This window comes from Amycolatopsis sp. H20-H5 (assembly GCF_035828755.1).
GTDB lineage: Bacteria > Actinomycetota > Actinomycetes > Mycobacteriales > Pseudonocardiaceae > Amycolatopsis.
Genome location: NZ_JAYMZS010000016.1, coordinates 118,111 through 132,895, shown reverse-complemented (window position 1 = coordinate 132,895; position 14,785 = coordinate 118,111). Strand labels below are relative to the sequence as shown.

The 14,785-nt window shown below is 68.7% G+C and carries 12 protein-coding genes and 1 riboswitch; of the genes, 2 read left to right on the top strand and 10 right to left on the bottom strand.

Translation table 11 applies throughout. From position 1 onward, the window contains the following. Positions 1-130: 130 nt before the first annotated feature. The 6 genes from QMK34_RS12740 to QMK34_RS12715 all read right to left on the bottom strand — a co-directional run bounded on the left by QMK34_RS12740 (position 131) and on the right by QMK34_RS12715 (position 8,073). Positions 131-592, bottom strand: a complete 462-nt coding sequence (locus tag QMK34_RS12740; RefSeq protein WP_326414044.1) for a peroxiredoxin — start codon at positions 590-592, stop codon at positions 131-133. A gap of 100 nt (positions 593-692) precedes the next feature. Then, the gene (locus QMK34_RS12735) at positions 693-2,369 is read right to left on the bottom strand and encodes a diguanylate cyclase domain-containing protein (RefSeq protein ID WP_326414055.1); all 1,677 of its coding nucleotides are present in this window, start codon (positions 2,367-2,369) and stop codon (positions 693-695) included. A 371-nt stretch (positions 2,370-2,740) separates the two neighbouring features. Next, a complete protein-coding gene (locus QMK34_RS12730) occupies positions 2,741-4,192 on the bottom strand; it encodes a cytochrome P450 (protein WP_442785145.1) in 1,452 nt (483 codons plus the stop codon). Positions 4,193-4,350: 158 nt separating this feature from the next. Beyond that, positions 4,351-6,648: a 5-methyltetrahydropteroyltriglutamate--homocysteine S-methyltransferase gene (gene metE, locus QMK34_RS12725; RefSeq protein WP_326414043.1), complete on the bottom strand. Its 2,298-nt coding sequence runs from the start codon at positions 6,646-6,648 to the stop codon at positions 4,351-4,353. A 116-nt stretch (positions 6,649-6,764) separates the two neighbouring features. Then, a riboswitch (cobalamin riboswitch) is annotated at positions 6,765-6,996 on the bottom strand. 15 nt (positions 6,997-7,011) lie between these two features. Continuing rightward, positions 7,012-7,197, bottom strand: a complete 186-nt coding sequence (locus QMK34_RS12720; RefSeq protein ID WP_326414041.1) for a DUF397 domain-containing protein — start codon at positions 7,195-7,197, stop codon at positions 7,012-7,014. Between the two features lie 21 nt (positions 7,198-7,218). Further along, the gene (locus QMK34_RS12715) at positions 7,219-8,073 is read right to left on the bottom strand and encodes a helix-turn-helix domain-containing protein (RefSeq protein WP_326414040.1); all 855 of its coding nucleotides are present in this window, start codon (positions 8,071-8,073) and stop codon (positions 7,219-7,221) included. Between the two features lie 286 nt (positions 8,074-8,359). On the opposite strand from QMK34_RS12715, the gene QMK34_RS12710 reads away from it, so the two are divergent. Both QMK34_RS12710 and QMK34_RS12705 read left to right on the top strand, forming a co-directional pair. Continuing rightward, on the top strand, positions 8,360-8,653 hold the full coding sequence (locus tag QMK34_RS12710) for a hypothetical protein (RefSeq protein ID WP_326414039.1): 294 nt from the start codon (positions 8,360-8,362) through the stop codon (positions 8,651-8,653). After that, positions 8,650-8,859, top strand: coding sequence for a hypothetical protein (locus tag QMK34_RS12705; protein ID WP_326414038.1), 210 nt, complete (start codon positions 8,650-8,652; stop codon positions 8,857-8,859). Before QMK34_RS12710 ends, QMK34_RS12705 begins: the two co-directional genes overlap by 4 nt. 65 nt (positions 8,860-8,924) lie before the next feature. Here QMK34_RS12705 and QMK34_RS12700 read toward each other — a convergent pair whose 3' ends face one another. From QMK34_RS12700 to QMK34_RS12685, 4 genes are all read right to left on the bottom strand, one after another. Further along, on the bottom strand, positions 8,925-9,998 hold the full coding sequence (locus QMK34_RS12700) for a ribonucleotide-diphosphate reductase subunit beta (protein ID WP_326414036.1): 1,074 nt from the start codon (positions 9,996-9,998) through the stop codon (positions 8,925-8,927). Between the two features lie 92 nt (positions 9,999-10,090). Further along, positions 10,091-13,033 (bottom strand): ribonucleoside-diphosphate reductase subunit alpha, encoded by a 2,943-nt coding sequence (locus tag QMK34_RS12695; RefSeq protein WP_326414034.1) that lies wholly within the window; start codon positions 13,031-13,033, stop codon positions 10,091-10,093. 279 nt (positions 13,034-13,312) lie between these two features. Further along, complete coding sequence (locus QMK34_RS12690; protein ID WP_326414033.1) at positions 13,313-13,918, bottom strand: acetoacetate decarboxylase family protein; 606 nt, start codon at positions 13,916-13,918, stop codon at positions 13,313-13,315. Beyond that, a complete protein-coding gene (locus QMK34_RS12685) occupies positions 13,915-14,754 on the bottom strand; it encodes an enoyl-CoA hydratase-related protein (RefSeq protein WP_326414031.1) in 840 nt (279 codons plus the stop codon). Before QMK34_RS12685 ends, QMK34_RS12690 begins: the two co-directional genes overlap by 4 nt. Between the last annotated feature and the right edge of the window lie 31 nt (positions 14,755-14,785).

Sequence of the window (14,785 nt, the reverse complement as noted above, 5' to 3'; positions counted from 1 at the left end):
TCAGGTGGTTCCTGGCGGTGCGGGGCGCCGACCCTCGTACCGGGTCGTACTCGGGTCGTGCGCCCCGTGCCGCCAGGGGCCGCCTGGGCGCGAAGACCGCGAACTTGACTTGCCAGACACGCCCTAGGGACTACGCGGCGGCCTTGCGGGCGCGCAGCACCTCGAGGGCCTTGTCGGCGTGCACGGTGAACTTCAGCTCGCTCTTGACGACCTCGAGAACCTTGCGGTCGGTGTCGATCACGAACGTGTGGCGCTTCGCGTGCAGCGGGCTGAACCGGCGGTACACGCCGAACTGCTTCGCGACCGCGCCGCCCTCGTCGGCCAGCAGCGGGTAGTCGAACCCGTTGAGGGTCGAGAACTCGCGCTGTTTGCTCACGCCGTCCGGGCTGATGCCCACGCGGTGCGCGCCGACCTCTTCGAACTCCGAGGCCAGGTCGCGGAAGTGGCAGCTCTCGGCCGTGCAGCCGCCGGTCATCGCGGCGGGGTAGAAGAACAGCACGACCGGCCCGGAGGCGAGGAACTCCGAAAGCTTGCGTTCGTCACCCTGGTCGTCGAGCAAGGTGAAGTCCGGGGCGAGGTCTCCCGTGTCCATGAAGGTCCTTCCGAGTTCGGCACCGGCCGTCGCCGGGCAGCGTTCATCCTGCCCCCTATTCGGAACGGCTCCCGAATCGGATTGGTCGCCGTGGACCTGGTCAGCCTGCCCGGTGGCGTTCGATGAGCTCGTCCACCTCGTCGCCCGTCGCCGAGTCCGCGACGAAGGCCCCGCGAGCCGCCAGCACGCCGTACTTGCGCAGGCGTTCGGCCTGTTCGCCGGTGCGGACGCCTTCGGCGCCGATCCGCAGGCCCAGCTCGCGGGCGCGGGTGACGAGCTGGGTGAGGTGGCGGACGTCGGCCTCGGCCTCGCCGCCCGCCAGCGCGTCGATGACAGGGCCGCTGAGGATCACGTGGCGGATCGGGAGCCCGTGGCGCGGGATGAGCTCCAGGTCGGCCGAACTCGAGATGGTCAGCACCAGCTGGGCACCCAGCTCGGCGAGCACCGCGAAGGAGTCGAGGACCTCGCCGCTCAGGTCGAACACCGAGTCGCTGTCGGTGCACAGCCGCAGCGCCTGTGCGGGCAGGTTGTGCAGTTCCAGCCCTTCCTTGACGATCTTCACCAGGTCCGGGTCGATCGCCAGCCGGTTGGGCAGCCGCACGCAGACGTCCGGTGCGCCGTCGCCGAAGCGGCCGCGCCAGCGCGCGGTCGCCGCGAGGGACTCGGCGAGCAGCCAGCGCCCGAGCGGGACGGTCATGCCGGTGGTCTGGGCCAGCGGGTAGAACTCGTCGGAGTCCAGCTCGCCCTTGTGCGGGTGGTTCCACCGCAGCCCGGCGTTGACCGCGGCCAGCTCGTCGGGTTTCGCCAGCTTCACCGTCGGCTGGTAGATCAGCGAGAACTCACCGTTCTCCAGCGCGCCCGCGATCACCGCGCCCAGCTGGTAGCGGCTGCGGTCATGGGCGTCGCGCTCGGGGTCGAACAGCGTCCACTGCGCCTTGCCCGCCTCTTTCGCTTGGTGCAGCGCGATTTCGGCGGCTCGCAGCAGTTCCTCGGAACCGCCCTCGCCCGCCGGGCGCACCACGATGCCCGCGCTCGCGCTGACCCCGATCCCGTGCTCGCCAAGGTAGATCGGCTCCTTGAGCTCTTCGAGCGCCTCCTCGACCAGCGCGACGACGTCGCGCTGGACCAGCTCGCCGCGCAGCAGGATCGCGAAGCCGTCACCGGAAAGCCTGGCGACATAACCGTGGTGTTCGGTGAACACCGAGGACAGCTTGTTGGCGACCCCGCGCAGGACCTTGTCGCCGACCCCGGCGCCGAGCCCGTCGTTGATCACCTTGAAGCCGTCGATGTCGAGGTAGATCAGCGCGATGTGGTCGCGCGCGCCGCTGCCGAGGGCGGATTCCAGGGTGGTGGCGAAGGCCGAGGCGTTGGGCAGGCCGGTCAGCGGGTCATGGATGTTCTGGTGCAGCAACTGTTCCTGCAGCAGGTGCAGCTCGTTGGCGTCGGTGACCATCAGCATCGGGTAGGCCGAGCCCGGCCGGTCGCCCGGCAGCCTGCTCAGCCGGACGTCGGTCCACAAGGGACCGTCCTCGGCGTGGTCCAGCTTCAGCCGCTCCTTGAACGGCTTGACCTCGTCGTCCAGCTGCTCGAGTCCGGTGCGCAGCCGGTTGACGTCGTGGTCCTCCGAGCCGAGCTCCGCGATGTTCCGCCCGCGGAAGTGCTCGGGCGGGTGGCCGAGCAGCAGGCCCAGCGCGATGTTCGCCTCGACGATCTCGCCGTCCCGGTCGGCGAGGGCGATGCCGACGGGCGAAGCGGCGTATAGGGCCGTGAACCGCATCAAGGCCGGATCGCGTGTCGGCTCGACCTGCGACAGCGCGTCGCGGGCGACGGCCAGCAGGATGTCCTCGAGCTCGGCAGGGGGAAGCGATACTCCTTTGGTGTCAGCCAGCGTCACAGCCCAACGGCGCGCGACGTCTGCCAACCCTGGTGTGGCACCAGGCTCAGGCACACTTCACCTCTTCATACGCGGATTAAGGCCAGCTCAGGCATGGTGTCCCGGATCATGGACCCACACTAGGTATGAGTTGGCCGCGAGTAGTGCCACGGCATCATGCGCGAAACGGGGTGTCTACCGGCTGAAAGGGTGATGGTGTTGCACGAATGGTGACGTGATGTCACCTTCCGTGCTCGTTCGTGGAGGCGGGGACTTCAGCGGCGGTCGAGCCGCATCGGGAGGCCGTCCACGGGGATCGGCAGGGACACGTAGTCCCACCGGGCCGTGTACCGCGCGGGCACGGACCACCGGTACGCCCGCAGCATCTCGTGCAGCAGCGCCTTCACTTCCAGGGTTCCGAAATGCAGTCCGATGCACTTGTGCGCGCCGCCGCCGAACGGCATCCAGGCGTAGCGGTGCGACTTGTCCTCACGACGTTCGTCCCCGAACCGTTCGGGGTCGAACCGCATCGGGTCGGTCCAGCACTCCGGCGAGAAGTGGTTCACGGTGGGGGAGACGCCGACGAGCGTGCCCGCCGGGAGGAAGTGACCGAGCACCTCGGTGTCCTTGACCGTCTTGCGCGCCAGGCTGGGCACCGGGGCGACGAGCCGGAGTGACTCCTTCAGCACCAGGTCCAGCGTCTTCAGGCTCTCCAGCGCTTCGATGCCGGGCACGTCGTCGCCGAGGGCGAGGGACTCCTGGCGGGCGCGCTCCTGCCACTCGGGATGCTTGGCGAGGTAGTACGCGGCGGCGCTGCTGGTGATGGTCGTGGTGTCGTGCGCGGCCATCATCAGGAAGATCATGTGGTTGACGATGTCGGTGTCGGTGAACCGCTCGCCGTCCTCGCTGGTGGCCTGGCACAGCGCGGAAAAGAGGTCGTCGCCGTCGGCCAGCCGCTTGGCGGGCAGGTTCGCGGCGAAGTACCGCTCCAAGACCTTGCGGCCGTGCAGGCCCGCCGCCCAGCGGCCGCCGGGGACCGGGTGACGCACGATCGCGGTGCCCGCGCGCACGGCGCTGACGAAGGCGTGGTTGATCGCGGCGGAGTCCGCGGACGGCGGCATATCCATGAAGACCCGGGTGGCGACGTCGAGGGTGAGCTGCTTGAGCAGCGGGTAGAGGCGGGGGTTCGAACCGCCGGCCCACCCGGCGACGCCTTCGCGCAGGGCAGGGCCCATCTGGCCGACGTACCCGTTCAGCCGGTCGCGGGTGAAGGCCTGCTGCATGATCCGGCGGTGCAGGTGGTGCTCGCCGAAGTCCATCAGCATCAGGCCGCGCTCGAAGAACTTCTCGATGAAGAAGTTCCAGCCCTCCTGGGAGAAGGCCTTGTCCTTGTTGACGAGCGCGATCTGGGTGGCCGCCGGGCCCGACAGCGCGACGATGCGGCGGCCGAAGCCGCCCATCCACGACACCGGGCCGTACATCTCGTGACGGCGCAGGCCGAACTCGGTGCCGAACCGCATCATCTCCGGCACGTGCCCGACCAGCGGCGGGCCGTCGTCGCCGAGCACGGGTTTCAGGCCGCTGCCGGGCGGCGGGGGAGCGAGCTCGCGGACGGGCCAGCGGCTCGCGAGCCACCGTTCGTCGACGCGGCGGGGCAACGGGATCGAGGTGAGAGTCGGCACGCGACCGCGCAGTGCCCCGGTGACCTTGCCGACGGTGCTCGTCATGGTGACCATCTCCCCGCTGAGATCGTTACCCACACCGTCCTCCCTTATTGGCCACCTGACAATACCCAGTTCGGGCAAAATGCCTGATGGTCCCTGAAGGCCACCATGACGGCGTAATACGCCGTCATGGTGGCCTTCAGGGGCAGTTGGCCAGCGCGTCAGGTGGGTTGTTCGGCGCGGATGAGTTTCGCCGCGGCGACCAGGTTGCGCAGGGCGGGCTCGACCTCGGCGTAGCCGCGGGTTTTCAGGCCGCAGTCCGGGTTGACCCAGACGCGGTCCGCGGGCACCGCGCCGACCGCGGTCCTCAGCAGGCCGCTGACCTCGGCGACGTCCGGCACCCGGGGCGAGTGGATGTCGTAGACGCCCGGCCCGACCCCGCGGCCGAAACCGCCGGAGTCGAGGTCAGTCAGCACCTCCATCTTGGAGCGCGCCGCCTCGATGCTGGTGACGTCGGCGTCGAGCGCGTCGATCGCGGGCAGCACCTCGCCGAACTCCGAGTAGCACATGTGCGTGTGGATCTGCGTCGCATCGGCGATGCCCGAGGTCGACACCCGGAACGACCGGACAGCCCAGTCGAAGTACGCCTGGTGCTCGGCCTCGCGCAGCGGCAGCAGTTCGCGCAGCGCGGGCTCGTCCACCTGGATGATCCCGATGCCCGCGGCCTCCAGGTCGGCCACCTCGTCGCGGATCGCCAGCGCGACCTGCAAAGCGGTGTCGCCGAGCGGCTGGTCGTCGCGCACGAACGACCAGGCCAGGATCGTCACCGGGCCGGTGAGCATGCCCTTGACCGGCTTGTCGGTGAGCTCCTGGGCGTAGCGCGACCAGCCCACCGTCATCGGCACCGGGCGGGAGACGTCGCCGAACAGGATCGGCGGACGGACACAGCGCGAGCCGTACGACTGCACCCAGCCGTTGTCGGTCGCGGCGAACCCGGCCAGCTGCTCGGCGAAGTACTGCACCATGTCGTTGCGCTCGGGCTCACCGTGCACCAGGACGTCGAGGCCCAGGTCCTCCTGCAACCGCACGACCCGCTCGATCTCGGCGTGCATCGCCGCGCGGTACGCGTCGTCGCCGAGCTTGCCCGCCTTGTGCGCCGCCCGCGCCTTGCGGATGTCGACGGTCTGCGGGAACGAGCCGATCGTCGTGGTCGGCAGGGCGGGCAACCCCAGCGCGGCCTGCTGGGCGGCCGCGCGCAAGGCGTACGGGGCGCGCTCGGCGTCCTCGGGCTTGAGGGCGTCGATCCGGGCCCGGACCTCGGCGTTGAGCAGGTCCTTCGACGCCGCGCGGTCGGCGATCGCGGCGCGGGCGGCGTCCAGCTCCGCGGTCACCGTTTCGGTGCCCTGGCTCAGTGCTTTGCCGAGCAGGACGACCTCGTCGACCTTCTGCGCGGCGAACGCGAGCCAGCCGCGCAGGCGCTCGTCCAGCCCGGCCTCCCGCTCGACGTCGTAGGGCACGTGCAGCAGCGAGCACGAGGTGGCGATGCTGACCGTCTTCGCGGAGCCCAGCAGCGTCGCCGCCCGGCTGAGCGCGACGGTCGGGTCGGTCCGCCAGATGTTGCGCCCGTCGACCACCCCGGCCAGCAGTTCCTTGTCCTGCAACGCCGTCTGCGCCGCCACGGCGTCCACCGCCGACGGATCGGTGACCAGGTCGACGGCCAGCGCCTCGACCGGCGAGGAGGCCAGGACCGCCAGCCCAGCGCCGAGATTGCCGAAGTACCCGGCCACCAGCAGCCGCGGCCGACGCGCCGGCCCGCCGAGCACCTCGTAGGCGTGGGCGAGCGCGTCGAGGTCGGAGTCGGTCCGGTCCCCGACGAACGCGGGCTCATCGAGCTGGACCCACTCCGCGCCCGCGTCGTGCAGCTTGCCCAGCAGCTCGCAGTACACCGCCAGCAGCGGGTCGAGCAGCTCCAACGGCTGGAAGCCCTCGGGTGCGTTCCCCGCGGCCTTCGACAGCAGCAGGAACGTCACCGGGCCGACCAGCACGGGCCGTGTCTCGATGCCCGCGGCCTTGGCCTCCAGGTACTCGTCGAGCGGCTTGGTGCCGCCGAGCGTGAACGCGGTGTCCGGCCCCAGTTCCGGCACCAGGTAGTGGTAGTTCGTGTCGAACCACTTCGTCATCTCGAGCGCGGGCGCGTCCTGCACGCCCCGCGCGGCGGCGAAGTAGGTGTCGAGCGGCGAAAGGCCCAGCTCGGTGAACCGGGCGGGCAGGGCTCCGACCAGCGCCGTCGTGTCGAGGACCTGGTCGTAGTGGGAGAAGGTGTTGGACGGGACCGAGTCCAGCCCGGCGTCGCGCAGGCGGCGCCAGGTGTCGGCTCGCAGGTTCTTCCCGACCTCCAGCAGCGCGGCTTCGTCCAGCCCGCCCGCCCAGTACTTCTCCAGCGCACGCTTGAGTTCCCTGTCCGCGCCGATGCGCGGGTAGCCCAGCACTGTCGTGCCGATGGGCTTCTGTCCGGTCACAGCTCTCTCCTCGCGAGCTCGTCTGGCCGAGCCAGGGCGCGCGAAAGAAAGGGGCGGACGGGGGAATCCCGTCTCGGTCCGCGCCCATCCCACGAGGCCCTGACTCACGCACGCCGTCGGCGCACGTACCGCTGGCAGGTATTCGGACTCATGGGCGCGGCTGCATCAGCCTGCCTACCGGCCGTCGCTTCCCGGACTCGAACATCCAGTGCTTTACCGCGTTTCGCGCGGTGACGGCTTTCGTTCCCACATACCGCTGCGGGGCAGTCCCGGATTCACGCCGGGTTCCCTGTTGCCTCCCCGCGCCGCGCACGCGCGCCGCGGGGAACCAGTGGCGTCGCAGAGCCTACCGGTGATCGACCGTCAGTCGTGCTTGATCGTGTCGAGGAACGCGGTAGCGGCGCTGGGCGTGAAGACGAGCACCGGGCCGGTGTGGCCGAGCTTCGTGTCGCGGACGCCGAACCAGTCGCTACCGGTGGCCACTTCGACGCATTGGCCGTTGCCCTGGCTGCGGCTGCTCTTCCTCCACTGCGGGTCTTGCCTCGTCATGGGGTGTTCCTCTCCGGTCCATCACGTGAACTGCTCCGCCACGTTCCGGATGAGCTTGCGTGACTCGACCGGGCCCAGTGCGGCGGCTTGCAGCCGACCCCACAGGTTGACGTAGGGCCGCTTCTCATTATCACCGTCGAGGTAGCGGGCGTCGTCGAGATCCTCCACATAAACGAACTCAAGAGCCGACGCGTTGCCCGGCGAATCGATCGTCAGCAGTGTGAACCCGTAGTAGAGAAACCCCGCCATGGGTGTTTGGGCGTCGAACGGCAGCACCTGAATGTGGATGTTGCGCCGCTTGCTCATCGCGACGAGGTAGTCGAGCTGACCACGCATGACCGCCGTGTCGCCGACCGCCCGGTGCAGGCATGATTCCGACAGGACGAAGCTGATTGTCGGAGGATTCTCGCGAGTCAGGATGGAGCGTCGCTCCTGGCGGGCCTTGAGTCGATCGTCGATCTCGGCCGGACTGTGGCTGGCGTACAGGGCGCGGACGTAGTCGTCGGTTTGGAGCTGACCCGGGACGACCTCGGCCTCCGTCATCTTGATGTCCGAGGCGTCCTGCTCCAGGTCGAAGTACATGCGGAACCAGTCGGGGAAGATCGCGCGGTAGCCGGTCCAGCGGCCGCGGGCCTTGGTGTTGCGGCCCAGTTCCAGCATCGACGCGATGTGGTCGGGCTCGTCGCCGTAGTACTCCAGGAGCAGTTTGAGGTCGCCGATGCCGACGGGACTCTGGCCCAGTTCCATCCGGCTGATCTTGGTGGCCGCGCAGTCGAGCACGGTCGCGGCTTCGGTGGGGGTCCGGCCCGCGTTCTCCCGGACGCGGCGGAGCTCGTTGCCCAGCTGCAAGCGGCGAACCGTCGGTGTGGTGGCCATGTCTGCGCTCTCCCAAGGTCGTCGAGGGTGGCGGAAGTATCTCGCAAACCCGCTCCTCCAGTCTTCACCCTTTCGGTGGACTTCCATGCATAGGATCCTATGAAATAGAGTCCCTTATTGTGAAGGAGGCAGACGTGAACTCTCGAAGCCGTTGGCGCGGCACTGCTTCGCCGGTACGAAGCCATTTCTGGTCGGCGGGTCGTATCGGCATCACGCGGGGGAGTCGCGGCGTCCCGGCTCCCGGCGTGACTCGCGCGGCGCAGGCGGACGCGTTTCCCCGCGGCCTGTGCCCGTCACCGGCTCGCACGGCCCGCGGCGTGCCCAGCGCCTCAAGGCCGTGCGAGCCGGCATCGACGAGGAGGGCGTCGTGACCGTGCTCGTGACCGCCGGGCTGAGCTTGTGCGGACTGCTCGTCGTCATCCTGCTGCTGTTCGTCCTGGCGCGGCAGCTCCGCCGTCTTGCCAGGGCCCGCCGGGACAACCGGCTTCGTGACGCCGTGCTGGCGGTGTCGGTCGAGTCGATTCGCGCGCGGTGTCACGTGCCGGAGCCGCCCCCGTTCGAGGAGGTGCGGCGGCGATGAACCTGCGGACCGCCGAACTCGTCCGGGCGCTCGGGGTGGTGAACTCCCACCTGCCGAGGGTCATGACCGACCTGCTCTCCGGGGCGCTGCCAACGGCCAGGCAACACGAGATGGCCGGAATGCTCGCCGACCTCGGCGAGCTGCTGCATTCCCACGCCGAGGACCAGGACGCGGGCGTCATCCCCGGAAATCCGGACTGCCCCTGAAGGCCACCATCACGGCGTAAAACGCCGTGATGGTGGCCTTCAGGGGCAACTGAAATCGCTGGGGATCAGTCCCAGTCGAGGGCGCCGCCGGACTGGTACTCGATGACGCGGGTCTCGAAGAAGTTCTTCTCCTTCTTGAGGTCCATCGCCTCCGACATCCACGGGAACGGGTTCTCGTTCTCGCCGTAGATCGGCTGGAGGCCGATCTGCTGGGCGCGGCGGTCGGTGATGAAGTGCATGTACTGCTCGGTCAGCGCCGAGGACAGGCCGAGCATGCCGCGCGGCATGGTGTCCTTGGCGTAGGCGACCTCGAGCTCGCACGCCTCGTTCAGCATCGTCCGGATCTCCGCCTGGAACTCTTCGGTCCACAGGTGCGGGTTCTCGATCTTGATCTGGTTGATGCAGTCGATGCCGAAGTTCAGGTGGATCGACTCGTCACGCAGGATGTACTGGTACTGCTCGGCGATGCCGATCATCTTGTTGCGGCGGCCGAGCGAGAGGATCTGCGCGAAACCGGTGTAGAACCACATGCCCTCGAAGATCACGTAGAACGCGACGAGGTCACGCAGGAAGGCCTGGTCGGCTTCCGGGGTGCCGGTCTTGAAGTCCGGGTCCTCGAGGTGCTGGGTGTACTTCAGCGCCCAGGCGTCCTTCGCGGAGATCGACGGGACCTCGCGGTACATGTTGAACAGCTCGCCCTCGACCAGGCCGAGGCTTTCGCAGATGTACTGGAAGGTGTGCGTGTGCACGGCCTCCTCGAACGCCTGGCGCAGCAGGTACTGGCGGCACTCGGGATTGGTGATCTGGCGGTACACCGCGAGCACGATGTTGTTGGCCACCAAGGACTCCGCGGTGGCGAAGAAGCCGAGGTTGCGCTTGAGCATCTGGCGCTCGTCCTCGGTGAGGCCGTCGGCCGACTTCCACAGCGCGATGTCGGCCTGCATGGCGACCTCGGTCGGCATCCAGTGGTTGTTGCAGGCGTTGAGGTACTTCTCCCACGCCCAGGTGTACTTCATCGGCAGCAGCTGGTTGACGTCCGCGCGGGCGTTGATCATCCGCTTGTCGTCGACGTTGATCCGCTCGGCGCCGACTTCGATCTCACCGAGGCCGGTCGCGTCGACGGTTTCCAGGTTGGTCATGGCACTCCAAGGAAGTTGAGGGCCGGGGCGCTCGCACTCTCACGTGAAAGTGCGAGTCGCTCCGAAAGTGCGAGCGCGCACGCGGCTGGGGCTTACTGGCAGGCTTCGCAGTCGGGGTCGTCGATGCGGCAGGCCGCGCCTTCGGTGGCGACGAAGTCGACGTCGGACACCTTCGGCATCTCCTTCGGCTCGGCCTTGACGGCCGGGGCCGTCGGCACGGCCGGGACGACCGCCGCGGGTGCCGGGGCAGGAACGGCAGCGGGTGCCGGGGGAGCGGCCGGACCGGCCGAGACGGCGTTCAGCTTGCCGTCGGTGCCGCGCAGGGTGGACTTCTCCACGTGCGTCGCGGACTGCGCCCGCAGGTAGTACGTGGTCTTGAGGCCCTTGTGCCAGGCGTAGCGGTACAGCTCGTCGAGCTTGCGGCCGCTGGGCGCCGCGATGTAGAGGTTCAGCGACTGCGCCTGGTCGATCCACTTCTGGCGGACCGAACCCGCGTCGACGATCCACTTGCTCTCGATCTCGAAAGCGGTGGCGTACAAGGCCTTCAGGTCATCCGGCACGCGGTCGATCTTGCCGAGGCTGCCGTCGAAGTACTTGAGGTCGGACACCATGACCTCGTCCCACAGGCCACGTGCCTTGAGGCTCTTGACCAGGTGCGGGTTGACGACGGTGAAGTCGCCGGACATGTTCGACTTGACGAACAGGTTCTGGAACAGCGGCTCGATGGACTGCCCGACGCCGGAGATGTTGGAGATCGTCGCGGTCGGCGCGATCGCCATCACGTTGGAGTTGCGCATGCCCACGGTCTTGACCCGGTCGCGCAGCGGCGCCCAGTCCAAAGTGGACGAGATGTCGACGTCGAGCGCGTCACGTGAGCGGGCGTCGATGAGCAGCTGCATCGAGTCGATGGGCAGGATGCCCTTGCTCCACAGCGAACCCTCGAACGTCTGGTACTGGCCGCGCTCCTCGGCGAGGTCGGTCGAGGCCGAGATCGCGTAGTAGGAGATGTGCTCCATGCTCTCGTCCGCGAACTGGATGGCTTCGGAGGAGGAGAACGGAACGCCGATCTCGAACAGCGCGTCCTGGAAGCCCATCAGGCCCAGGCCGATCGGGCGGTGGCGCAGGTTGGAGCGGCGCGCCTCCGGGATCGTGTAGAAGTTGATGTCGATCACGTTGTCGAGCATGCGGACCGCGGTGCGCACGGTCTTCTCGAGGCGCTTCGTGTCCAGGCCCGCGGGGGTGACGTGCTTGAGCAGGTTGACCGAACCCAGGTTGCAGACCGCGACCTCGTCGGCGCTGGTGTTCAGCGTGATCTCGGTGCACAGGTTGGACGAGTGCACGACGCCGATGTGCTGCTGCGGCGAGCGCAGGTTGCACGGGTCCTTGAAGGTGATCCACGGGTGTCCGGTCTCGAACAGCATGGTCAGCATCCGGCGCCACAGGTCGACGGCGCGGACCTGGCGGAAGACCTTCATCTCGCCGCGCTCGGCCATCGCCTCGTACTCGGCGTAGCGGGCGGAGAACTCGTTGCCGTAGAGGTCGTGCAGGTCGGGGGCTTCGTTCGGCGAGAACAGGGTCCACTGCGCGTCGGCCTCGACGCGGCGGAGGAACTCGTCGGGCACCCAGTTCGCGGTGTTCATGTCGTGGGTGCGGCGGCGGTCGTCACCGGTGTTCTTGCGCAGGTCGAGGAACTCCTCGATGTCCACGTGCCAGGTCTCGAGGTACGCGCAGGCCGCGCCCTTGCGCTTGCCGCCCTGGTTCACCGCGACGGCGGTGTCGTTGGCGATCTTGAGGAACGGCACGACGCCCTGCGACTGGCCGTTGGTGCCCTTGATGTGCGCGCCGAGGCCGCGGACCGGGGTCCAGTCGTTGCCGAGGCCGCCGGAGTACTTCGCCAGCAGCGCGTTGTTCTTGTACGCCTGGAAGATCGAGTCCAGGTCATCGTCCACAGTGGTCAGGAAGCAGGACGACAGCTGCGGGCGCGTGGTGCCCGAGTTGAACAGCGTCGGGGTGGACGCCATGAAGTGGAAGCTCGACAGGAGCTCATAGAATTCGATGGCGCGGGCTTCGCGGTTGTCCTCGCGGATCGCCAGGCCCATCGCGACGCGCATGAAGAACGCCTGCGGCAGCTCGAACCGGACGCCGTTGTGGTGCTGGAAGTACCGGTCGTACAGCGTCTGGAGGCCGAGGAAGCCGAAGTCGAGGTCACGCTCGGCCTTGATGGCGGCGGTGATCTTGTCGAGGTCGAACGAGGCCAGCTCGGAGTTGACCAGTTCCAGCTCGATCGCGCGGCGCAGGTAGTCGCGGAAGTACTGCGGGTATTGGGCGGTCATCTCGTCCTGGCTGGCCATGCGCGGGGCACCGGCCAGGTAGGTGAGGGCCTCGCCGCGCAGCTTGTCGGCGAGCAGCCGGGCGCTGACGTAGGAGTAGTTCGGCTCCTGCTCGACCAGCACGCGGGCGGCCATGATCTGCGCGAGCGCGAGCTCGTCGGCACTGATGCCGTCGTAGAGGTTGCGCTTGGCCTCGGCCAGCACCTGCTCGGCGTTGACGTCTTCGAGCCCGGCGACGGCCTCGCCCACGACGTGGGACACGCGGGCCCAGTCGAGCGGGCGGACCGTGCCGTCGGCGGCCTTGACGCTGATCGCGACATCGGAGGTGGCGGGCTTGGCGGACTCGCGGGCCTTGGCGCGCTCGTCGCGGTAGAGGACGTACGAGCGGGCGACCTTGTGGTGCTCGCCGCGCATCAGGGCGAGCTCGACGATGTCCTGGATCTGCTCGATGTGCAGGGCGGTCTCGGGACCGGCATGGCGCAGCAGCGTCGCCTCGACCTGCTCGGTCAGCTGGGCGACGACGTGGTGGACGCGCGAGGACGAGGAAGCGTCATCACCCTCGACGGCCAGGAAGGCCTTCGTGAGGGCGACCGAGATCTTGCCGGCGTCGAAGGGCGACACGCTGCCGTCCCGCCGGATGACCCGCACGGTGACGGGCTGGGCATCCGAAGACGAGGGTGGCCGCTGGTTTGTTTCCACTGACATGCGTGTCTCCAACTGTGTCTTTTAAAGAGTGCGCGTTCGATCGGCACACGGCTTGCGAGACCGGGTGCTGCTGGTACACAAAAGATTCTCGGCATCCGCTCTGTCAGCGGTCTCCCGTCGCTGGGCGATGCCGTTCTCAGAGACTACATGTAGGGGTCCAACCCTGCACGTGCCCCAATGGGTGGCGTGTCGGCTCTCACCCTGGCGGGTTACCCGGTCACTGAGAGCGGCTGCTCAAGCGCCTGAAACGGCCTCGAAGGGGGTCTCGAAAGAGGGTCTTCAGCCGCCGAAGCGAAGGGTGAAGTCTCGCAGACTCACGCTGACGACCGGACGCCGCCCGGCGAGGTAGCCGAGCGGGCCGAGCGCGTTGATCGACCAGTCCGCGATGGCCGGGTGTGGCTTCGCTTTCGCGGCGACCGGGCTCCGCTTGAGCTGCCCGCCGAGGGCCTGGACGACGTCGAAGGCGGCCGGGGTGGCGATGGGCAGGCCGGGGCGGCGGGTGAACGCGGCCGTGGCGATCCAGTCGTCCGTGGCGGCGGTGGCGGTGAAGGTCCGCCCGTGGGTGAACCCGAGCGACGCGAGGTTCTTCGGGATGCCCCACAGTGCCCGGCCGCCCGCGAGGGAGACCTCGCTGTCGACCCAGATGTCGGTGATGGAGGCCGACGGCCGCTTGCCGCGCACGGCGACGGTGGAGAGCAGCTCGTGGTAGCTCAGCTGGCCGGGTTCCTGGTAGTCGATCCAGGCGGCGATGACCTGCGCGCGGCCGCCCAGCACGACCGGCTCGGCGCCGTCGGGCAGCTTCGGCAGGTCGGCGACGGGCAGGCGCCACAGCGAGACGTAGGCCTGCCCGGCGAGGTGCCAGGGCTCCGGCGGGTACGCGGTCACTTGTCCAGCCAGGGCAGGTACGGCGGCAGGTCCGTGTCCACCCGCATCCCGAACTCGGGCGGGCGTTTCTGCAGGAAGGACAGGACGCCTTCGACGGCGTCCGGGCTCGTGCCGAGGCCGCCGATGAGCCGGGAGTCGAGCTCGTGCACCGGGAACGGGGATGGCTCCGACGCCATCCGGTAGAGCAGCTGGCGGGTCACGGCGACCGACACCGGCGAGGTCGTGGCGACGATCTCGCGCGCCAGTTCGTACGCCCGGGGCAGGACTTCGTCCGGCTCGTGGAGGCTGTGGACCAGGCCCGCGCGCAGGGCTTCGTCGGCCTTGAACACGCGGCCGCTGATCATCCAGTCGAGCGCGGTGCCCATGCCGACGAGCCGGGGGAGGAACCAGGCGGAGGCGCCTTCGGGGTAGATCCCGCGGCGGACGAACACGAAACCGAAGCGGGAGTCCGTCGAGGCCAGGCGGTAGTCGCAGGCCAGCGTGATGGTGACGCCGCCGCCGACCGCCGCGCCCCGCAGCGCCGCGATGACCGGCTTGTTCATCGTGAAGATCCGCTTCGAGCAGCGCCCGGCGGGCTCCTGCCAGGCCGCGTCGGGCCCGGTGTCCGGGTCGAAGTCGAAACCGCCCTGGGACAGGTCCGCGCCGACGGAGAAGTCCTTGCCGTTGCCGGTGAGGACTACGACCCGTACGTCCTCGTCCCGGTCGGCCCGGTCCATCGCGTCGCCGAGCTCGTCCGCCATCCGGATCGTGTAGCCGTTGCGCGCCTCCGGCCTGTTGAGCGTCACGGTCGCGATGCGGTCCGTGACCTCGTAGGTGATGTCGGCGTAGGCGCTCATGGGGACGACGGTAGTCAGCGCCGCCACTACT